The organism is Delftia sp., assembly GCF_059499305.1.
Genome location: NZ_JCABYI010000008.1, coordinates 59978 through 80150 on the forward strand (window position 1 = coordinate 59978; position 20173 = coordinate 80150).

General features: G+C 65.9%; 19 protein-coding genes. All 19 read right to left on the reverse strand.

Annotation, left to right across the window (positions count from 1 at the left end):
- Positions 1-819 (reverse strand): competence/damage-inducible protein A, encoded by an 819-nt coding sequence (locus AC5I49_RS05840; protein ID WP_016447545.1) that lies wholly within the window; start codon positions 817-819, stop codon positions 1-3.
- On the reverse strand, positions 816-1715 hold the full coding sequence (locus tag AC5I49_RS05845; RefSeq protein WP_016447546.1) for an EI24 domain-containing protein: 900 nt from the start codon (positions 1713-1715) through the stop codon (positions 816-818). The genes AC5I49_RS05840 and AC5I49_RS05845 overlap by 4 nt, the downstream gene beginning before the upstream one ends.
- Before the next feature lie 15 nt (positions 1716-1730).
- A complete protein-coding gene (locus AC5I49_RS05850) occupies positions 1731-2711 on the reverse strand; it encodes a sterol desaturase family protein (RefSeq protein ID WP_016447547.1) in 981 nt (326 codons plus the stop codon).
- A 39-nt stretch (positions 2712-2750) separates the two neighbouring features.
- Positions 2751-3569, reverse strand: a complete 819-nt coding sequence (locus tag AC5I49_RS05855; RefSeq protein ID WP_046984225.1) for a polysaccharide deacetylase family protein — start codon at positions 3567-3569, stop codon at positions 2751-2753.
- Positions 3569-4561, reverse strand: a complete 993-nt coding sequence (locus AC5I49_RS05860; protein WP_441588111.1) for a YncE family protein — start codon at positions 4559-4561, stop codon at positions 3569-3571. The genes AC5I49_RS05855 and AC5I49_RS05860 overlap by 1 nt, the downstream gene beginning before the upstream one ends.
- Positions 4562-5002: 441 nt before the next feature.
- A complete protein-coding gene (locus tag AC5I49_RS05865) occupies positions 5003-5527 on the reverse strand; it encodes a phosphoribosyltransferase (RefSeq protein ID WP_012206807.1) in 525 nt (174 codons plus the stop codon).
- A 43-nt stretch (positions 5528-5570) separates the two neighbouring features.
- A complete protein-coding gene (locus AC5I49_RS05870) occupies positions 5571-6947 on the reverse strand; it encodes an adenylosuccinate synthase (RefSeq protein ID WP_043790770.1) in 1377 nt (458 codons plus the stop codon).
- 39 nt (positions 6948-6986) lie between these two features.
- Positions 6987-8135, reverse strand: coding sequence for an ATP phosphoribosyltransferase regulatory subunit (locus AC5I49_RS05875; RefSeq protein ID WP_034364148.1), 1149 nt, complete (start codon positions 8133-8135; stop codon positions 6987-6989).
- 201 nt (positions 8136-8336) lie between these two features.
- Positions 8337-9227 (reverse strand): protease modulator HflC, encoded by an 891-nt coding sequence (gene hflC, locus AC5I49_RS05880; RefSeq protein WP_016447552.1) that lies wholly within the window; start codon positions 9225-9227, stop codon positions 8337-8339.
- 12 nt (positions 9228-9239) lie between these two features.
- Complete coding sequence (gene hflK, locus AC5I49_RS05885) at positions 9240-10634, reverse strand: FtsH protease activity modulator HflK (RefSeq protein ID WP_016447553.1); 1395 nt, start codon at positions 10632-10634, stop codon at positions 9240-9242.
- Positions 10635-10705: 71 nt separating this feature from the next.
- The gene (gene hflX, locus AC5I49_RS05890; RefSeq protein ID WP_016447554.1) at positions 10706-11920 is read right to left on the reverse strand and encodes a GTPase HflX; all 1215 of its coding nucleotides are present in this window, start codon (positions 11918-11920) and stop codon (positions 10706-10708) included.
- 67 nt (positions 11921-11987) lie between these two features.
- A complete protein-coding gene (gene hfq / locus AC5I49_RS05895) occupies positions 11988-12239 on the reverse strand; it encodes an RNA chaperone Hfq (RefSeq protein ID WP_012206813.1) in 252 nt (83 codons plus the stop codon).
- A gap of 102 nt (positions 12240-12341) precedes the next feature.
- Positions 12342-13688 (reverse strand): ribosome biogenesis GTPase Der, encoded by a 1347-nt coding sequence (gene der, locus AC5I49_RS05900; protein ID WP_016447555.1) that lies wholly within the window; start codon positions 13686-13688, stop codon positions 12342-12344.
- A gap of 15 nt (positions 13689-13703) precedes the next feature.
- Positions 13704-14861 carry an outer membrane protein assembly factor BamB gene (gene bamB / locus AC5I49_RS05905; RefSeq protein WP_016447556.1) on the reverse strand — a complete coding sequence of 386 codons (1158 nt, stop codon included), beginning with the start codon at positions 14859-14861 and terminating at the stop codon, positions 13704-13706.
- 20 nt (positions 14862-14881) lie between these two features.
- Positions 14882-15565 carry a YfgM family protein gene (locus AC5I49_RS05910; protein WP_374007176.1) on the reverse strand — a complete coding sequence of 228 codons (684 nt, stop codon included), beginning with the start codon at positions 15563-15565 and terminating at the stop codon, positions 14882-14884.
- Between the two features lie 70 nt (positions 15566-15635).
- Positions 15636-16895 carry a histidine--tRNA ligase gene (hisS, locus tag AC5I49_RS05915; protein ID WP_495788988.1) on the reverse strand — a complete coding sequence of 420 codons (1260 nt, stop codon included), beginning with the start codon at positions 16893-16895 and terminating at the stop codon, positions 15636-15638.
- Positions 16896-17079: 184 nt separating this feature from the next.
- The gene (gene ispG, locus AC5I49_RS05920) at positions 17080-18363 is read right to left on the reverse strand and encodes a flavodoxin-dependent (E)-4-hydroxy-3-methylbut-2-enyl-diphosphate synthase (protein WP_016451290.1); all 1284 of its coding nucleotides are present in this window, start codon (positions 18361-18363) and stop codon (positions 17080-17082) included.
- Positions 18364-18365: 2 nt separating this feature from the next.
- A complete protein-coding gene (locus AC5I49_RS05925) occupies positions 18366-19319 on the reverse strand; it encodes a RodZ domain-containing protein (protein WP_495788979.1) in 954 nt (317 codons plus the stop codon).
- The gene (pilW, locus tag AC5I49_RS05930; protein WP_174538864.1) at positions 19312-20172 is read right to left on the reverse strand and encodes a type IV pilus biogenesis/stability protein PilW; all 861 of its coding nucleotides are present in this window, start codon (positions 20170-20172) and stop codon (positions 19312-19314) included. The genes AC5I49_RS05925 and pilW overlap by 8 nt, the downstream gene beginning before the upstream one ends.
- Position 20173: the final 1 nt, after the last annotated feature.

The window sequence follows — 20173 nt, forward strand, 5'->3', positions numbered from 1 at the left end:
TCAGATATTGCGCACCAATTCAGGGCCAAGACTTGCACCAAATGAGTGCAGACCTTCCAGCAGCGTGGGCCAGGCCTTGGTGACGGCACCAGCTTCGCCCTTGACACCAAGTTCTATGTGCCGGCCGTGCTTGGAATCATCCACGCTGGGCAGGCTGAACACCTTGACGCCCGGGTGGTCGCGCTCTATGGCCACCATCAGCGGCGTCAGCGTGGCTTCCATGCCGCCGTAGACGATGACCGAATGCTCCCGCTGCACCGTGCTGTGGAAATGCTTGGCGTAGCGCTGCTCCAGCACCCACTCGACCATGGGCCAGGCCATGACAGGGAAACCGGGCACGAAGTGCACCGTGCCGCTGGCGCCCGAACAGGAAAAGCCCGGGATCTTGTTGTAGACGTTGGGGATGATGCGCGCGCCTTCGGGGAAGTTGCCCATCTGCAGCCGGTGCAGGTTGTCGGCCCGCTGGGGCTCGTAGGGCTTGCCTTCCTCGGTGGCCACATCGCGCATGCGTTCGCGGATCAGGGCCACGGCTTCCGGGTGCAGGGCCAGCGGCACGCCCAGGGCCTCGGCCGCGCATTGGCGCGTGTGGTCGTCGGGGGTGGCGCCTATGCCGCCAAAGCTGAAGACCACGGCCTGCGATGCGAAGGCGCGGCGCAGGGCGTCGGTGATGCGTGCCCTATCGTCACCCACGTACTCGGCATGGGCCAGGGACAGGCCACGCGCGCCCAGCAGCTCGATCAGCTTGGGAAGGTGCTTGTCGGCACGCTTGCCCGACAGGATTTCGTCTCCGATGATGAGTGCGCCAACTTGAAGGGTCATGTGGTCTTTTCTTGCGGGGTGGGGGGAACAGGGGCTGTGCCGGAGCCTTGCGGCGCGTCGGGAGCGTAGGGAATGATGGGTGCTTCGGGCAGCGCCGGCTCCTCCTCGCGCATGCGCTGCAGCGCCGCCAGGCAGAAATGGGCAAACCACAGCGAGGAGAAGGCGAAGATCAGCGCATAGATCCAGATGGCCACCGGAATCAGTATCCAGAAGGCTGCAACGAAGACCACGCCCGAGGCCCAGACAATGGCCGGAGCCGCCCCCAGGTAGCCACAGACCACGCCCATGAGCATCAGCGCCAGGCGGTGGCGCAGGAACAGGCTGCGGCGTTCTGGCTTGCTGGCGTGGGCAGACAGCGCGTCGAAGGCCATGACGCGGTAGGTCAGCCAGCCCCAGATCAGCGGGGGGATCACCACCACCAGGGGAGGCACGAACCACAATGGAACCGATACCAGCAACGCGATCAGGGCGATCAGCGAGGAGCCGGCCGACCACAGCAGGCTGCCGATCAGGGTGGCACCCTGCCTGCGCTCGAGTGCCGGAAAGCGCCGTTGCGCCACCAGCTCGACCAGGGCCGGCGTCATGAACAGCGCCACCAGCAGCAGCGAGACCACGACCAGCACCGGCGTGACCGAGAGAACGACCAGCACCGGCGCCACCAGCTCGGGCAGCGATTGCACGCCCATCCAGGACCAGACCGTGTGCAGCCAGCCCACGCCCTGCAGGACTCCTTCCGTCCAGACCACGGCATCGGCCCAGAAGAAGTAACCCAGCAGCCAGGCCGTGATGGCCATGAAGAGCAGGGGAAACAGCGACCATGCAATCACCCGCTTATGCAGGCAATACGCCGTCGCACGCCAGAAGGAATCGAGTAGCAAGCCCATGCCGGCAAGCATACCCCGAGCCCAGCCTCAAGCGCGACCCATCAACCTTAGGAACCCACGCCATTGCTGGGCCCAAAAGCCCTGGCCGTAGTCGCGCAGCTGGCCCTGGGCATTGGGCTGGACCTGGTCGCGCACGCCGGTGGGATCGAAGCGCAGCTCGAAATTGGCGGTGCCGAACAGCATGTCCCACCAGGGCAGGAGCACGCCGAAGTTGTTGCCATGCGCCTTCTTGTTGCGCACGGGCGCCATGGGCTCGTGGCCAATGCCGATGGCGTGGTGGCGGCGGTGAAAGCGCGGGCTGATCCACAGCCGCTCGCCGATGGTGCCGAACCAGACGCGCAGGTTGGCATGCTGGAAGCTCTCGCTGAGCTGGGTGAAGGCCACGATGGCCACGAACTGGCCTGGAGCCACGCCGATGAACTGGGCCACGAGCACGATGATGGTGTCGCGGATCACATCGTCGAGCAGGTGATTGCGGTTGTCGCTCCAGACCGTCATCTGGCGCTGCGAGTGGTGCAGCGCATGCAGCTTCCACCACCAGCCGATGCTGTGCTGGCCCCGGTGTATCCAGTAGTCGAGGAAGTCGAAGGCCAGCAGGTAGATGATCAGGCTGACCCAGGCCAGATCGGTCACGCCGGGCCAGACACCGTCCAGGTGAAAGCTCGGCAGGCCCCAGACATGCAGGCGGCCCATGAGCTCGTCCCACAGCGGGTCCAGCGTGAAGAACAGCGCCAGCCTGAACAGGCCCAGCCGGTGCACCACGGTATAGATGATGTCCACATGGATGGCGCGCCGGTCGGTAACGGGCTCGACGGGCCGCCAGTACTGCAGCGGCGCGATCACGGCCACCATGATGAAGATCTGCAGCAGGCCCACCAGCAGCCAGCCTGTGGCGTCGTAGGCATCCTCCAGCAGGCTGGCCTGTCCCAGCCAAAAGAGCACAGGCTGGACAACGCCCTCGAACAGGCGCTGCTGCGCATTACCGAACCACTGAATCCACCAGTCCACACCACGCTCCCATCGCCCGCCGCGCTGCGCGCGCGGACGTCATGCGAATTTTGCTATCCAATCCCGATAGTCGGGGTGCTCCCGCAGCGTGCGGAAGCAGAACCCCTGCTTGAGCAGGCCCGTGATCAAAGGTTCCAGCACGGCCGGTGCCCAGGGGTCCTTGCGTGACCAGATGCCCAGATGGGCCAGCAGGATGTCGCCGCTGCGGATGTTCTTGAGCGCCTGGGCCAGCAGCTGCGCATTCGGGTAGCGGTCGCTGGGCAGCTCGTCGCCCAGAAAGCCTGCGCTGGACCAGCCCACATGCATGTAGCCGCCCTGCCGCGCGGCGTCCAGCAGCGCGGGCGAGGTCTTGCCGCCGGGCGCACGGAACAGCGGCAGGGGCTTGCGCCCGGTGATCTGCTGCAGCCGCTGTGCAGCCCTGCGGATCTCGTCGCAATAGCCTGCCGCATCGACCGTGAAGCTCTCGTTGGCGCGTGGCCCGGCCGAGGGGCGCACGCGAAAGCCCGTGACCGGACCGTTCTTCGAGGCACGCAGATCACCGCGCCAGTACATGTGGTCGTAGGTGTGCGAGGCGAACTCATGGCCTTCGGCGGCGCGTGCGCGCCACCAGGGCGCCCAGGTCTCGCCCAGGCTGCCGTCGCCTTGCTGCGTGCGCTCGTTGGCGGCAAAGAAGGTCACTGGCACGCCATGGCGCTTGAGCACCTCGGCCACCAGGTCGGCAATGCCCATGTGGCCCGTGTCGAACGTCAGGTACACGGTCTTGGCGCAGCCCGTGCCCTGCCCTGCGGCCATCGCGGGGCGCAGCAGGCTGAAGGCGGCGGCGCCAGCCAGCGATTGCGCAAAGAGTCTGCGGTCCATCAGCGCTGCGCGTGGGCCAGTGTCCAGACACCGTGGGGCGACTTGCCGACCTTGACCTGCTGGACCACCTTCTTTTCGACGGTGTCGATCACCGACAGCTTGCGCGCCCAGCGCGAGCTGACCAGCAGGTAGCGGCCGTCGGCGGAAACGTCCATGCAGTCCGGGCCTCCCGGGGCCGGGTAGCTGGCCACGACCTGGTTGGTCTGCATGTCGATCTTGCTGATGGTGTTGGCCACGCGGTTGCTCACATACAGGTGGCGGCCATCGCCGGCGGCACGCATGGCGTGGGCGCCAGCGGCTGTCTTGATGCGGGCCACGCTGCGCGGCTCGGGGCCGGTGATGTCGAACACTTCCACGCCATCGCTGCCGGTCAGGCCGATGAACAGCTTGGTGCCGTCCGGGCTGCCATAGAGATCGGCCGGCATGGGGCCGGTGGGCACGCGGGCCTTGATGGTCTGCGTGGCGATGTCGATGGCCACCAGGGCATCGCTGTCCTGCATGGTGGAATAGATGGTCGTGCTCCTGGCATCGATCCAGAGATGGCTGGGCGTCTTGCCCGTGGGCACGCGCTTGACCAACTGCGGGTTCTGGCCATCCCAGCGGTAGATGTCGATGTGGTTGAGGCGGTTGGCCGCCGTGACGAACCACTTCATGTCCGGGCTGAAGCGCAGGTGATAGGGGTCGATGATGTCGCGGATCACGCGCTGCACCTCGCCCGTGCGCGGATCGACCAGGGTCAGGGTATCGCCCAGCGCATTGGCCACGACCAGCGATTTCTCGTCAGGCGTGAGGTAGAGGTGGTGCGGCTCCTTGCCCGTGGGAATGCGGGCCGTCTCCTGCCAGGTGACCGGGTCCACGATGCTGATGTTGGCATCGAGCGAGTTGAGCACGAAGATGGGCGTGGGGCCCTGGGTCTGCGGCGGCGGCGTGACACGCGCAACAGGCGCAACAGGCGCAACTGGTGCTACCGGGGCAGCAGAGGCCGCAGGCACGGAAGGCGCGGCGGGAACGGCAGCGGCCTGAGCCGATGCAGCCTGCGCCTGGACGGCTGCAGGCGTGGCTGAGGCCGCACGGGCCGATTTGGATCCGGGCAGGGACGCCACGGCCAGCCAGGCCAGCGCACCGCCGCCCACAACCAAAGCCACAGCCGCGCCCAAGCGCCCGACGGAAAGACGTTTCACAAAGCACCACCTTCTGAGAATCTGCGCAGTGTAGCCGCGCCATTCAGCCCTCGGACGCTCTAGGGCATCGGCTTTTGAAGCTGTGCAAAAAACCGACATTTACGCGACGTTGGCCCGAGATATCGCGACAAGCGCGCCAACCCATGACTTGCATCAAGGCATGACGACAACGCATGAAAACGCAGGCCACAACGACAAAGGGAGCCGGTTGGCTCCCTTTGCAGGCAAGGACCTTGGAAAGCGCAACGGCTCTCAGATCTTCCACTTTTCCATGAGCTTTTCGGGACGCAGCGTGTCGTAGTGCTCGAAAGGCTGGTGGATCCAGGGGTTGGTCGGCAGGTAGTCCACCGAGTAGTCGGGCGTGAAAGCCGACAGGCCCTTGGTCCAGATCACGGCGCTGCGCAGCTCGGTGATCGGCGGGTAGTTGGTCTTGAGCATGGCGATCACGGCATTCAGCGTGTGGCCCGAATCGGCCAGGTCATCGACCAGCAGCACGCGGCCGGCAATCTCGCCCTTGGGCGTGGTGATGAAGCGCGCGATGTCCAGATGGCCCTGCACCGTGCCGGCCTCGGCGCGGTAGGAGCTGGTGGACATGATGGCCAGCGGCTTGTCGAAGATGCGGCTGAGCATGTCACCGGGGCGCAGGCCGCCACGGGCCAGGCAGAGAATGGTGTCGAATTCCCAGCCGGACTGGTGCACTTTGATCGCGAGCTTTTCGATCAGTCCGTGGTATTCGTCGTAGCTCACATACAGGTGTTGACCGTCTTCCGTCAGCATGGAATGGCTCCTGGTTCAATCTTGGGGTTCAAACGCCAGCAGTTCACTGGGCGGCGTAGGGGTTTTGCATCAGGATGGTGTGATCCCGGTCGGGGCTGGTCGAAACCATGGCGATGGGCACGCCCGTCACTTCCTCGATGCGCTCCAGATAGCGGCGGGCATTGGCCGGCAGCTTGTCGTAGTCGGTCACGCCCACGGTGGAATCGGTCCAGCCGGGGATGGATTCATAGATGGGCTTGCAGCGGGCGATCTCGTCGGCGCCCATGGGCAGCAGGTCGATCTTTTCGCCGTCCAGCTCGTAGCCCACGCACAGCAGCAGTTCCTGCAGGCCGTCGAGCACGTCGAGCTTGGTGATGCACAGGCCCGACAGGCCGTTGACCTGGGCGCTGCGCTTGAGCAGCGCGGCGTCGAACCAGCCGCAGCGGCGCGAGCGGCCGGTGGTCACACCCTTTTCGGCGCCCACGGTGCTCATGTGCCAGCCTGGCGTGCCTTCCTTTTCCCAATCCAGCTCGGTGGGGAAAGGACCGCCGCCCACGCGGGTGCAGTAGGCCTTGGTGATGCCCAGGATGTAGTGCAGCATGCCAGGGCCCACGCCGGAACCGGCAGCCGCATTGCCGGCGACGCAGTTGGACGAGGTGACGTAGGGATAGGTGCCGTGGTCCACGTCCAGCAGCGTGCCCTGCGCGCCTTCGAACAGCAGGTTGGCGCCTTCGGCGTGCGCGGCGTTCAGCTCGCGGGAGACATCGGCCATCATGGGCTTGAGCAGCTCCGCATGGCGCATGGCCTCTTCGTACACCGCGTCGAATTGCACTTCGCCATCCTTGATGTACGGCTTGAGCGCGTCACCGAAGGTGAAGTTCTTCGAGCCCAGCACGTTGACCAGGATGTGGTTATGCAGGGCCAGCAGTTCGCGCAGCTTGGTGGCGAAGCGCTCGGGGTACTTGAGGTCCTGCACGCGCAGTGCGCGGCGGGCAATCTTGTCTTCGTAGGCGGGGCCGATGCCACGGCCGGTGGTGCCGATCTTCTCGGCGCCGCCCTGCTCGCGCGCCGCTTCGCGCGCCACGTCCAGCGCCGAGTGGAAGGGCAGGATCAGCGGGCAGGCTTCGGACACGCGCAGGCGGTCGCGCACTTGCACGCCGGCCTTCTCCAGGCCTTCGATTTCCTCGAACAGCTTGGCGGCCGACAGCACCACGCCGTTGCCGATATAGCACTTCACGCCGGGGCGCATGATGCCGCTGGGAATCAGGTGCAGCGCGGTCTTCACACCATTGATGACCAGCGTGTGGCCCGCATTGTGGCCACCCTGGAAGCGGACCACGCCCTGGGCGCTTTCGGTCAGCCAGTCCACCAGCTTGCCCTTGCCTTCGTCACCCCACTGGGTGCCGACCACGACCACGTTGCGACCTTTGGTAGCTTTCATATTCAAATCCGATGAAATCCGAAGAAATTGACAAATGCGTCAGATGGCTTGCACGGCCCACTGCCCGGCAACCTGCACGAGCTCACGGTCGCAGTGGAACTCGTCCACTTCGCTTTCATGGCCTGGCAGCACGCAGACCACGGTCTCGCCCTGCCGGCGCAATGCCGCGATGGCGGCTGCCACCTGGGGATCGTCGCCCCAGGGCGCACGGATGGCAGCCTTGAGCGGGCGCTCGGGCACGACGGCCACGAGCTGCTTGATGTCCAGGCTGAAGCCGGCGGCGGGCCGGTTGCGGCCAAAGACCGCGCCCACCTCGTCATAACGGCCGCCGCGCACCAGCGCGTCGCTGGCACCCGGAACATAGATGGCGAAGCGCGTGCCGCTGTAGTAGGCATAGCCGCGCAGATCGGCCAGATCAAAGCTCACGTTCACGCCTTCCAGGCGCTGGGCAAGCCAGCGTAGCTGGTCCAGCAGAGGCTGCACGCCTGCCGTGCGCGCCAGCAGCTTCTCGGCGCGGTCCAGCACCTCGATGCCGCCGTACAGCTGCAGCAAGGCCATCAGGCCTTCGCGCGAGGCGATGGGGAAGTCCCGGGTGAGGCGCTCGAGTTCGCTCGCATCCTTGGCGGCCAGCGCGGCATGCACGCCGCGCAGCACCTGCATGTCCACCATCACGCCAGCCAGCAGGCTGCGCACGATGCGCACATCGGCCAGATCGACGTTGATGTCGGTGACGCCCGCGCTGCGCAGGCAGTCCAGCGCCAGGTGCAGTGCCTCCAGGTCGGCTTCCATGCCCTGGTGGCCGTAGATTTCGGCACCGAACTGCAGCGGCTCGCGCGTGGCGCGGGGACGATCAGGGCGGGCATGGACGACGGGGCCGCAGTAGCACAGGCGCGTGAGGCCCTTGCGGTTGAGCAGATGGGCGTCGATGCGAGCCACCTGCTGCGTGGTATCGGCACGCAGGCCCATGGTGCGGCCCGTCAGCTGGTCGATGAGCTTGCAGGTCTGCAGGTCCAGCGCCTCCCCTGTGCCGGTGAGCAGGGATTCGAGGTACTCCAGCATGGGCGGCATGACCAGTTCATAGCCATAGCCACGTGCGGTATCGAGCAGGCCTCGACGCAATTCTTCGATGTGCCGGGCCTCGGAAGGCAAGACATCGGCGATGTGATCCGGCAGGACCCAAGCAGACATGGAAAAAGGGGGAGGCTGTTAAAAACGTGATTCTACCGGCTGTTGCGGGCCAGCCCAAATTGGGGGTGTCCCAAGGCCCGCGAGGAGCGTTCGGTATTCCGAATCGATTCGGTGTGCGGGCGCCAGCGGCAGCGCAAGAAAAAACGGCGCCCCAACAGGGGCGCCGTGCATGGGCCGGGCGGCGTTGCCGCTCAGGCGTTCTTACTTTCCAGAGCTGCCGCCGTTGCGGTAGGCCTTGAAGAAGTCGGTCTGCGAAGGATCGAGCACAAGCACGTCGCTCTTCTTGGCAAAGCTGGACTTGTAGGCCTCCAGGCTGCGGTAGAACTGCGCGAACTGCGGGTCCTTGCCAAAGGCATCGGCATAGGTGCGGGCGGCTTCCGCATCGCCCTCGCCCTTGAGCTTCTGGGCATCGCGGTAGGCGTTGGCGATGGTGATCTCGCGCTGGCGATCGGCCTCGGCGCGGATCTTCTCGCCTTCGGCGGCGCCGGTGGAGCGCAGCTCGTTGGCCACGCGCTTGCGTTCGGCCTCCATGCGGCGATAGACCGATTCCGTGATGGTCTCGGCATAGTCCACGCGCGTGATGCGCACATCGACCACGTCCACGCCCCAGGGCTTGGCGCCGCGCACGGTCTCCAGCACTTCGCGCTTGACGTCGTTCATCAGCGCGTCGCGCTTGCTGGACAGAAGCTCGCGCACGGTGCGGCGGTTGATTTCCTCCTGGAAGGCGTTGCGCACCACGCGGTTGAGCTGCATGGCACCGGCCGATTCATCCAGGCCCACGTTGCGGATGTACTCCGACGGATCGGAGATGCGCCAGCGCACGTACCAGTCGATGACCACGCGCTGCTTTTCGGCAGTGAGCATGGGCTCGGTGTCGGTGCTGTCCAGTGTGAGCAGGCGCTTGTCGATGTAGCGCACGTTCTGGAACGGCGGCGGCATCTTGATGTTCAGGCCCGGCTCGGTGATCACTTCCTTGATCTGACCCAGGGCATAGACCACGCCGAACTGGCGCTGATCGACGACGAACAGCATGGAGCTGAGCAGCGCCAGCGCCAGAAGAATGCTGGTGATGAAAAATCCAACTCGGTTCACTTGGGCTGCTCCTCAGCGTGCTTCGCGGTCACGGCTGCGACTGCTGTCGCGGCTGCGCGCATCGTTCGAAAGGCCGGGAATGGCGGCAGGCGCAGGCGCCTGGGTGCTGGGGGCAGCCGAGCCATCGGCTGCCGGCACATTGCCGCTCACGCCTTGCATGATCTTGTCCAGCGGCAGGTACAGCAGGTTGGAGCCCTGGCGCGATTCCACCAGCACCTTGGTCACGTTGCCGTAGATCTGCTGCATGGTTTCCAGATACATGCGGTCGCGCGTGACCTGGGGCGCCTTCTGGTACTCGGTGAACACCGAGCTGAAGCGCTGCGCATCACCCTGGGCCTGGGCCACGATGCGGGCCTTGTAGCCATTGGCCTCTTCCAGCAGACGTGCCGCCGAGCCGGCTGCGCGGGGCACCACGTCGTTGGCATAGGCCTGGGCCTCGTTCTTGGCGCGCTCGCGCTCCTGGCCGGCACGCAGCACGTCGTCGAAGGCGGCCTGCACCTGCTCGGGCGGACGCACGCCGCCTTGCTGCAGGTTGATGCCCACGACTTCCACGCCCACCTTGTAGCGGTCCAGGATGGTCTGCATCAGGTCGCGCACGCGCGGCGCGATCTGGTCGCGCTCCTCGGCCAGCGCCGTGTCCATCTTCATCTTGCCGACGACTTCGCGCACGGCGGTCTCGGCGGCCTGGACCACGGCCTCGGACGGGTTCTTGCTCTCGAACAGCCAGGCACGCGCGTCGCTCAGACGGTACTGGACGGCGAACTTGATCTCGACGATGTTCTCGTCCTCGGTGAGCATGGCCGACTCGCGCAGGCCCGTGCTCTTGATGATGGTGTCGCGCCCCACGTCGGCCGAGCGGATCTGCGTCACGAACACCAGTTCATGGCGCTGGATCGGGTACGGCAGGCGCCAGTTGATGCCGGCACCCACCGTGCTCTTGTACTTGCCGAACTGGGTGATGACGGCCTGCTGGCCTTCCTGGACGATGAAGATGCCCGTGCCCATCCAGATGATGAAGGCAATGCCGGCAATCAGGCCCACGCCCATGCCGGCACTGCGCATGTCCGGCGGCTGGCTGCCACCGCCATTGCGCACGGGCGGCTGCCCGCGGCCACCGCCCGGCTTGCCGCCGAACAGGCCCGAAAGCTTGCGGTTGAGGTCACGCCACAGCTCGTCCAGATCCGGCGGCTGGCCCCCCCCACCCGAGGAGGGACGGTTGTCACGGCTGTCGCGGTTGTCGCGTGCGGGTTCCGCAGGCGGCGGCGCAGCGGGACGGTCGGCATCGGGGCGCGAGGCATCGTCGTTCTTGTCGTCGCCACGTCCCCAGCGCGGATCATTCAGGTTGAACATCCCGCGAAGGCGCTGCGGCAGCATCGCCCAGCGATGGGCGCGTTGTGAAAGATTCATGCGAGAAGTCTCGGTTTCTTCGGTAAAGACAGGGACCCAATCGGCATTTTGCCCAATCAGGGCGCTAGCCCCTAGTATTCGGCGTCCTGCCCAGGGGGCATCGCGCCATCCACCTCCCCTTCGCCCCGCTCTTCACCACCATGCGCTTCGGCGTATTCCGCTTCTGCGCGCAGTGCGTGGTCGGCCAGCAGCTGCCGCAGCTGCGGCAGCCCCTCACCGGAGCGGGCGCTGACAAACACCCGTGAAACAGGTAGCCCGTCAAGCTCGTACTGGTCCTGCAACTGCGCTGGAAGCCGCTCTTCATCGACGGCATCGAGCTTGTTGAAAACCAGTACCAGAGGCACCTCCTGGGCACCGATTTCCTTCAGAACTTTCTGGACTTGTTGGATTTGTTCCGGGAAATTCGGATTGGAGGCGTCAACCACATGCAGCAGAAGATCGGCATCGATCGCCTCCTGCAACGTGGCCTGGAATGCATCGACCAGGCCGTGCGGCAGGTCGCGGATGAAGCCCACGGTGTCCGACAGGGACACCGATTGCCGGGCCTCGTTCAAATACAGCTGGCGCGTGGTCGTGTCCAGCGTGGCGAACAACTGGTCGGCCGCATAGGCCCGCGCCTTCACCAGCGCGTTGAACAGCGTGGATTTGCCGGCATTGGTGTAGCCGACCAGCGAGATGTTGAAGATGCCATGGCGCTCGCGCCGGCGGCGCTGCGTGGCGCGTTGCTTCTTGACCTTCAGCAGCCGCTCCTTGGTGCGCTTGATCGATTCGTCGATCATGCGGCGATCCAGCTCGATCTGCTTTTCGCCAGGGCCGCCGCGCCCGCCGATGCCGCCCATCTGGCGCTCCAGGTGGGTCCAGCGGCGCACGAGGCGCGTGGCCACGTATTGCAGGCGCGCCAGCTCCACCTGCAGCTTGCCTTCATGGCTGCGGGCGCGCTGGGCGAAGATCTCCAGGATCAACAGGGTGCGGTCGTTGACCGGCATCTGCAGATGGCGCTCCAGATTGCGCTGCTGGGCCGGGCTCAGGGCCTGGTCGAACAGCACTTCCTGGGCACCGTGCATCTGGGCGAGCATGCGGATTTCGTCGGCCTTGCCGCTGCCCACGAACAGCGCCGCATCGGGCACCTTGCGCTTGCAGGTCAGGCGTGCAACGGGACGCAGGCCGGCCGTGCCGGCCAGCAGGCCCAGCTCTTCCAACTCGCCATCGAAATGGGGAAAGCCGAAATCCACGCCCACCAGCAGCACTGGCGTTGGCGTGGACCGGTCAAAAGATTCAGAACTCAAGAAAAACCTCTCCCGAAGGGTGAGGAAGCTCCCCGGCTGTGCGGGGAGGCATCAGGGCGCAGCGAGCTCAAGCGCTGGCGTCGCTGCCGGCAGCTTCGGCCGTGGAGAAGTTCACGGCGCGGCCGGGAACAATGGTGGAGATGGCGTGCTTGTAAACCATCTGGGTGACGGTGTTGCGAAGCAGAACCACGTACTGGTCGAAGGATTCGATCTGGCCTTGCAGCTTGATGCCGTTGACGAGGTAGATGGACACCGGCACATGTTCGCGGCGCAGCGCGTTCAGGAACGGGTCTTGGAGGAGTTGGCCTTTGTTGCTCACGATATTCTCCGTGTTCGAAGAGTGTTGTTGTAAACCGACACCTTACCACAGTGTTTTGGGCCCCCTGTCTGCACAAGGGTTTTCCCCAAATTCCGTGGCTTGTTATTTGTCCTTGTCGGCGAAAGGATTATGAGAGGTTTTCAACTCGATCCGCAACGGCGTGCCGACCAAATTGAATTCCTTGCGGAACCGCCCTTCGAGGAAGCGCTTGTAGGCCTCCGTCACATGCTCGAGCGAATTGCCGTGTATGACGATGACCGGCGGGTTCATGCCACCCTGGTGCGCGTAACGCATCTTGGGTCGGTAGATGCCTGTCTTCTTGGGCGTCTGGAACTGCACGGCTTCCATCAGCAGGCGCGTGAGCACCGGCGTGGGCATCTTGCAGGTGGCTGCCTTGTGCGCCTGGATGATGGAGTTCCACAGCGGACCCAGGCCCTGGCGCTTTTCGGCCGAGATGAAGTGCATGGGAGCGAACTTCAGGAAGGACAGGCGCGTCTCGATCGAGCGCTCCAGCATCTGGCGCTGGTAGTCGTCCACCGCATCCCATTTGTTCACGGCCAGCACCACGGCGCGGCCGCTTTCCAGCACGTAGCCGGCAATGTGCGCATCCTGGTCGGTCACGCCCTGCGTGGCATCGATGAGCAGCAGCACGACGTTGGCGCTCTCGATGGCCTGCAGCGTCTTGACGACGGAGAACTTCTCGATGGCCTCGAACACCCGCCCCTTGCGGCGCAGGCCTGCCGTGTCGATGAGTTCGAACTTCTGGCCGGCGCGCTCGAAGGGCACGGAGATGGCATCGCGCGTGGTGCCCGGCATGTCGAAGGCGACCAGTCGCTCCTCGCCCAGCCAGGTGTTGATCAGCGTGGACTTGCCGACGTTGGGGCGGCCGGCCACGGTGAGGCGGATGGGCTTCTGGGCCACATCGTCGAAGGGGTCGTCTTCCTCGGGTTCGGGCAGGTTGAGCTGGCCCAGGGCCAGGTCGACCAGGCCGCGCACACCCTGTCCGTGCGCGGCGGAAACCGGCAGCACTTCGCCCAGGCCCAGTTCATAGAACTCGGTCAGCTGCACGCCTTCCTTCATGCCCTCGGCCTTGTTGGCCACGAGCACGCAGGGCTTGCCCAGACGGCGCAGGTACTTGGCGATGTCATGGTCCTGGGCAGACATGCCCAGGCGCGCATCGACGACGAAGACCACGACGTCGGCCTCGGCCACGGCCTGCTGCGTCTGGCGCGCCATCTCCTTGAAGATGCCGCTGGATGCATCAGGCTCGAAGCCGCCGGTGTCGATCACGATGTATTCGTGCTTGCCCTGGCGGCCCTGTCCATAGTGGCGGTCACGCGTGAGGCCCGCGAAATCCGCGACGATTGCATCCCTCGACTTGGTCAGCCGATTGAACAGCGTCGATTTGCCCACATTGGGTCGCCCTACCAGGGCAATAACTGGCTTCATTCCCGAAAATACCTATCAATCCGGCCGGAAGCCGTACACAGTTCCGCTGCGGCTTACCACCACCAGCGTATTGGCAGCCGATACCGGGGGCGAGGCCACACCGGAGTCGTCCGTCTTCAATCGTGCCAGCGCCTGTCCGTCCGTCTTGGACAGCAGGTGCACCACACCATAGTCATCACCAAACACCACCGAACGGCCCAGCATCAACGGCGCCGTCAGGCGGCGGTGCTGCAACTGGTCGATGGACCACACGCGCGAGCCGTCGCCGCGGCGCCAGGCCTGGACGGTGCCATTGCTTTCGGCGCCGAACACGGTCTCGCCATCGCCGTCGATGCCGTCGGCACCCTTGGACGGCTGGGTCCAGCGCACCGATGCATTTTGCGTATCCACACAGCCCACGGCCGCCTGGAAGGCGCGCGCGCAGACGCTGTCGCCGACACGGCTGACGCGGCCGACGAGGTCCACCAGGCGCTCCACGTCATTGGTGCCGCGCGGGCTGGCCAGCGGGGCCTCCCAGCGCACGGCACCCGTGTCGGGATCGATGCCCACCATGCGGCCCGACAGGCCGGCCACCAGGGTGTTGCCCACGGCGATCAGAACGCCGGGCTGGCGCAGCACCAGCGGTTCGCCAGGGCGCTGCGCGGTCCACAGCTTGCGGCCATTGGCGGCATCGAATGCGGCCAGCGAGCGGTCGGCCGCCAGCACGAAGACGCGGCCGCCCGCCACCAGCGGCGGCGTGTAGGCGGCTGCGGGCAGCGGCTGCTTCCACAGCTGCTTGCCTTGCGAGTAGACGATGACCTGGTTGCTGCGCGTGAGCACGGCCTGGCGCTGGGCGTCGCCACCCACGCCGGCAGTCAGCGGCTCGCCAACGGTGAAGCGCGACAGCTGGCTGCCATTGCGCGCATCGAGGGCCGTGACGCTGCCGTCCTTGGCCGCGATCAGCAGCGTGTCACCCTGCACATGGATGTCGGTGGCCAGCGGCACTTCGGCGCCCAGCTTGGCCGTCCAGGCCTGGTGCACTGCCAGCAGGCCGGGGTTGGCCCCCAGTTCCTTGGGCTTGGGCTTGGTGTCGCTGCTGAACCACGAAGAGACCGTGGAGCAGCCGCCCAGGGCACCGGCCAGCAGGCCCAGAGCCATCCAGCGCGCAACGCCACGCGGGCGCGAGATTGCCATCAGTTGATCTGCCGAAGTTTTCAAGGTTGCTTCTCCGAGGTCGAAGTCTTGGCCTGTGCCAGCATGGTGGGCGTGGCGCCCAGGGCGTTGAGCTTGAATTCGATCAGGCGTCCGTAGTCCACGCCCTTGTCCAGGAGCGCATGGGCGCGCTGGTAGGCGTCGATGGCCTCGGCCGTCTTGCCCTGGGCCGCAAGAATGTCACCGCGGCGGTCGGCCACGATGCCGGCGAAGGATTCGGGCATGCTGCCATCCAGCGCCTTCAGGGCTTCGTCGTACTGCTTTTGCTGCTCCAGCACGGCGCTCAGGCGCAGCTTGGCCAGGGCCTTGTAGCCTTCGTCGCCCTTGTCGGCCACCCAGGTCAGGGCTGCCTTGGCATCATCGAGCCTGCCTTCGTCCACTGCGGCCTTGGCCAGCAGCAGGCCGGCCTGGGCTGCCTGCGTGGTGCCGGCGTACTTGTCCTTGAGATCGGCAAAGGCCTGGCCGGCGCGCGCCGCATCCTTGCCTGACAGCGCCACATCGACGGCATGCGCCAGAGCGGCAGCCTGGGTGGCCTGGCGCTTTTCCCAGTACTGGTAGCCATTCCAGCCGGCAAAGCCGACAAAGATGACCACGAGCACACCCGTGATCAACGTGCCCCAGGTATTCCAGAAATGCTTGAGCTGCTCTATCTGCTCTTGTTCTTCGAGATCGAAATGGTTTGCCATGAATCGCCTGTGTCGCCTTGTGTATGGAGGACGCCGCTGGAGCGGTGGCCTGGAAAGCTGCGGATGACGGTCAAACCGCCGATTGTAGGGTGGCAGCCCATTGGGCCGCATCGGCCAGGGCTTGCTGCACCTGCTGGCCCGTGCCGTCGCGCAGCGACTTGACGGTGACCAGGCCCTGCTGCAGCTCGTCGGAGCCGAAGATCAATGCGAAATGCGCGCCACTGGCGTCGGCCTTCTTGAACTGCGACTTCATGCTGCCCAGGCCTTCGGCGCTGGCCGCATGCATCTGCACGCGCACGCCGGCCTCGCGCAGTTGCTGCAGGGTGCGCAGGGCCACGGGCATGGCCGACACGTCGGGAACGATGGCGTAGGCATGCAGCGTGGGCGCGGGGATGTCGGTGCCCAGCTCCTTGACGAGCTCCAGCACGCGCTCCACGCCCAGCGCCCAACCCACGGCCGGCGCGCTCTTGCCGCCCACCTGCTCGATCAGGTAGTCGTAGCGGCCGCCGGCGCAGATGGTGCCCTGCGCGCCCAGCATGTCGGTGATGAACTCGAACACCGTGAGGTTGTAGTAGTCCAGGCCGCGCACCAGGCGCGGATTCACGGTCCAGGGCACGCCATTGGCGTCCAGGATGGCCTTGAGTCCGTCGAAGTGGGCCAGCGAGCCCTCGCCCAGGAAGTCCAGCAGGCGCGGCGCGCCGTTGACCATGGCCTGCATGGCGGGATTCTTGGTGTCCAGCACGCGCAGCGGGTTGCTGTACATGCGGCGCCTGGCCTCCTCGTCCATCACGTCCTGGTGCTGCTCCAGGTAGGCGATCAGGGCCTTGCGGTGGGCCTGGCGCTCCTCGGGCTGGCCCAGGCTGTTGATTTCCAGGCGCCACTGCGTCAGGCCCAGCTGCTTCCACAGGGAGACGGCCAGCAAAATGAGCTCGGCATCGACATCGGGGCCGGCAAAGCCCAGGGCCTCGGCTCCGATCTGGTGGAACTGGCGGTAGCGGCCGCGCTGCGGGCGCTCGTGGCGGAACATGGGCCCCATGTACCACATGCGCTTGCCGCCGTCGTACAGCAGGTTGTTTTCGATGGTGGCGCGCACCAGGCTCGCCGTGCCTTCTGGGCGCAGCGTCAGGCGCTCGCCATTGAGCTTGTCCTCGAAGGAGTACATCTCCTTTTCGACGATGTCCGTCACCTCGCCGATGCCGCGCACGAACAGTTGCGTGTGCTCGACGATGGGCGTGCGCACGTTGCGGTAGGCAAAGCGCGCCATCAGCTCGCGCACCTGCGCCTCCAGCCATTCCCAGCGAGCGGACTCGGCGGGAAGAATGTCGTTCATGCCTTTGACGGCGGAGAGTTTTTCGGGTTTGGCCACGTTGTTCTCGTTCGATGAATGCTCGGAAACAGGAGCGGACCCCGCCTTTTGCGCTCCATGCTCCCACGCGCATCCCGCGTGAGACCCCATGAAACAAAGCGTGGTGTGCTATCTATTTTGCAATAACTGCAATGCCTGGCGCAGCCGCTCAGGCGGGTGCGGCAGCGGTGGTGCCATAGGTGCGCGCCACATAGTCTTCGACCAGGGTCTGGAATTCCTCGGCAATGCGCTCGCCGCGCAGCGTCAACGCCTTCTCGCCGTCAATGTAGACGGGGGCAGCGGGCGCCTCGCCCGTCCCGGGCAGGCTGATGCCGATGTTGGCGTGCTTGCTCTCGCCAGGGCCGTTGACGATGCAGCCCATCACGGCCACCTTCATGGCCTCGACGCCGGGGTACTTCATGCGCCACAGCGGCATCTGGCCGCGCAGGTAGTCGTCGATGCGCTTGGCCAGCTCCTGGAAGGTGGTGCTGGTGGTGCGGCCGCAGCCAGGGCAGGCCGTGACGCTGGGCACGAAAACGCGCAGGCCCAGGGCCTGCAGGATTTCGGAGGCGACCACCACTTCCTGCGTGCGCGCCTCACCGGGCTGGGGCGTGAGCGAGACGCGGATGGTGTCGCCAATGCCTTCCTGCAGCAGCACGGACAGCGCGGCGGCCGAGGCCACCGTGCCCTTGGTGCCCATGCCGGCCTCGGTCAGGCCCAGGTGCAGCGCATAGTCGCAGCGCTGCGCAAGGGCCCGGTAGACCGAGATCAGGTCCTGCACGCCGCTGACCTTGCACGACAGGATGATGTTGTCGCCGTTCAGCCCCATGGACTCGGCCAGGCGCGCGGAATCGACGGCCGAGGAGATCAGCGCCTCGAACATGACCTGGCGCGTATCCCAGGGCTGGGCGCGGCGCGAGTTCTCGTCCATCAGGCGCGCCATCAGCTCCTGGTCCAGCGAACCCCAGTTGACCCCGATGCGCACGGCCTTGTCGTAGCGGGCTGCCGCCTCGATCATCTGGCCGAACTGCTTGTCCTTTTTCTCGCCCTTGCCGACGTTGCCGGGGTTGATGCGGTACTTGGACAGCGCCTCGGCGCAGGCCGGGTATTCGGTGAGGAGGCGGTGGCCGTTGTAGTGGAAGTCGCCCACCAGCGGCACGTACTCGCCCATGCGGTCGAGCTGCTCGCGGATGTAGGGCACGGCAGCGGCTGCCTCGGGCGTGTTGACGGTGATGCGCACCATCTCCGAGCCGGCCTGGGCCAGCTGGCGCACCTGTATGGCCGTCTCGACCGCGTCCACCGTATCGGTGTTGGTCATGGACTGCACGCGCACAGGCGCATCGCCGCCCACGGTGACGACATTGTTGCGCCAGACCACGCGGGCCTGGCGGGACTTGCGCGGCAGCGGCGAGGCAATCGCTATCGGCTGCTGCGTGGATAGGAAATCTTGCACGGTCACTTCACCTCAAAGCGGGCCACGTTGTCACGGGTGGTCTTGGCCACTTCCAGCAGCTCACCACGGACGCGCACTTCGGTGCCGCTGGCATTGCCGACGATGACAGACAGCGGCAGCGCACCTTCGGCGCCAACCGACTCACCTGCAGCCAGCGTCTTTTGCAGCACCACGCGGCCGTTGGCATCCTTGACCTGCACCCACGATTGTGCGCTGGCCTTCATGACCAGCACGCCACCAGGCGTTTGCGCGGCCTGGGTTGCAGGAGTCGCCGCTGCGGCATCGGCGGGCACATCGCCAGGCACGCCAGCTGCGGGAGCCGCTGCTGCAGGCGCCTGGACGGCTGGCGTGGCTGCAGGCGCCGCCCCTTCGGAGGCTGGCGCCGTCACTGCGGGCGCCACAGGCTCCTGGGCAGCCACGGGCTCGGACACGGTTGCGGCCGGCGACACCAGGGCAGCGGCGTCGGAAGAGCCGGCCTGCGGCTCCTCGGCATCGCCTTCGTGCTTGGGCAGGAAGTACACGGCGGCGGCGGCCGCCAGCAGCAGCAGCACGATGATGGCGACCTTGCGCGAACCGTTTTCGCGGCCCAGCGGTGTTCCGGTGGCCTTGAAGGAGCGCTCCTTGAACGTGGCATTGATGCTGCCGCGATCATCGGCCAGGCTCTTGAGCTGGGTGCGCGGCAGCAGGGCCAGCACCGAGGCCGAGTCCACGCGCAGCGTGCGGCAGACGCTTTGTGCCAGGGCCCGCATGAAGACATGGTCCTGGAAGGCGGCATAGTCATCTGCCTCCAGGGCCTCCAGCTTGGGGGCCGGCACCTTGAGCGCCGCCGCCAGTCCGGCCAGCGACAGGCCTGCCGCCTCGCGCGCCTGGCGCAGCAGCGTGCCCGCCGTCATGGAAGTTTTGGCGTTCTCGCCTTGCGTACCTGCTTCGTCATGCACCGCCAACACCTCACTCATTGAATGCTCCACGCTCGTAGGCCAGCCATTGGCGGGACTCCGGGAAGCGCTGGTGCAGCTGGTCGGCCAGCTGCCGCATCGCTGCAGATTGCTGCAGCGCCCTCTCTATCTTGATGCCCAGCCACAGGCTTTCCGCGTTGGACTGGGGGCTGCTGTTGAGGCGGCGGATGTAGAACTGCGCCCTCTTGGCGTCGCCCCCCTGCAGCATCACATTGCTCAGGTGATAGGCTATCACCGGGTTGGCGGCGTCGAGTTCATAGCCCTTGAGCAGCGCCTGCTGGGCCTCGACCAGCAGACCGGCCTGCTGCAGGCACAGGCCCTTGGCCATCCATGTCTTGGGACGCTCCAGGTAGCCGGGCTGGGCCAGTGCCTTGTCCAGCCATTCCTGGGCCTGCACATACTGCTTGCGCTGGCACAGCAGCCATCCGTAGTTGTGCTGCAGGTCACCGTCCTGGGGGCGCAGCGACATGGCCTTGCGCAGGCTGGCATCGGCCTGGTCCCAGTCCTGGTTGCGCATGTAGATCAGGGCCAGCAGTCCATAGCCATCGGCGGAACCGGGGTCGGAGGCCAGCGCCTGGTTTACCTCTTCCAGGGCCACATCGATGCGGCCGGCCTGGAAGTAGGAAGCCGCCAGCTCCAGGCGAATGGCCGCGCGGCGACGGGGATCGACCTCGGCGGCCGAGGCCATCGAGGCATTGGAGACGGACGAAGCATTGCCGGAGCCTGAATTCGCCGAAGGCACCAAAGGTTGCTTGCCGGCGCAGCCGGCCAAGGCAAGGACCAGCACCGGCACTGCCCAGCGCATGCATCCACCGATACCCCCCGATCGCAGCCGCCGAGCCACTGACTTCATG

What these genes read in the sequence shown, in the direction of transcription:
- bamB (WP_016447556.1), bottom strand. Translation starts at nt 14,861, where the DNA reads ATGGCAATCTCGCGCCCGCGTGGCGTTGCGCGCTGGATGGCTCTGGGC.
- AC5I49_RS05870 (WP_043790770.1), bottom strand. Translation starts at nt 6,947, where the DNA reads ATGAAAGCTACCAAAGGTCGCAACGTGGTCGTGGTCGGCACCCAGTGG.
- AC5I49_RS05840 (WP_016447545.1), bottom strand. Translation starts at nt 819, where the DNA reads ATGACCCTTCAAGTTGGCGCACTCATCATCGGAGACGAAATCCTGTCG.
- AC5I49_RS05925 (WP_495788979.1), bottom strand. Translation starts at nt 19,319, where the DNA reads ATGAGTGAGGTGTTGGCGGTGCATGACGAAGCAGGTACGCAAGGCGAG.
- AC5I49_RS05910 (WP_374007176.1), bottom strand. Translation starts at nt 15,565, where the DNA reads ATGGCAAACCATTTCGATCTCGAAGAACAAGAGCAGATAGAGCAGCTC.
- hisS (WP_495788988.1), bottom strand. Translation starts at nt 16,895, where the DNA reads ATGAACGACATTCTTCCCGCCGAGTCCGCTCGCTGGGAATGGCTGGAG.
- AC5I49_RS05865 (WP_012206807.1), bottom strand. Translation starts at nt 5,527, where the DNA reads ATGCTGACGGAAGACGGTCAACACCTGTATGTGAGCTACGACGAATAC.
- AC5I49_RS05875 (WP_034364148.1), bottom strand. Translation starts at nt 8,135, where the DNA reads ATGTCTGCTTGGGTCCTGCCGGATCACATCGCCGATGTCTTGCCTTCC.
- hflK (WP_016447553.1), bottom strand. Translation starts at nt 10,634, where the DNA reads ATGAATCTTTCACAACGCGCCCATCGCTGGGCGATGCTGCCGCAGCGC.
- AC5I49_RS05845 (WP_016447546.1), bottom strand. Translation starts at nt 1,715, where the DNA reads ATGCTTGCCGGCATGGGCTTGCTACTCGATTCCTTCTGGCGTGCGACG.
- pilW (WP_174538864.1), bottom strand. Translation starts at nt 20,172, where the DNA reads ATGAAGTCAGTGGCTCGGCGGCTGCGATCGGGGGGTATCGGTGGATGC.
- AC5I49_RS05855 (WP_046984225.1), bottom strand. Translation starts at nt 3,569, where the DNA reads ATGGACCGCAGACTCTTTGCGCAATCGCTGGCTGGCGCCGCCGCCTTC.
- der (WP_016447555.1), bottom strand. Translation starts at nt 13,688, where the DNA reads ATGAAGCCAGTTATTGCCCTGGTAGGGCGACCCAATGTGGGCAAATCG.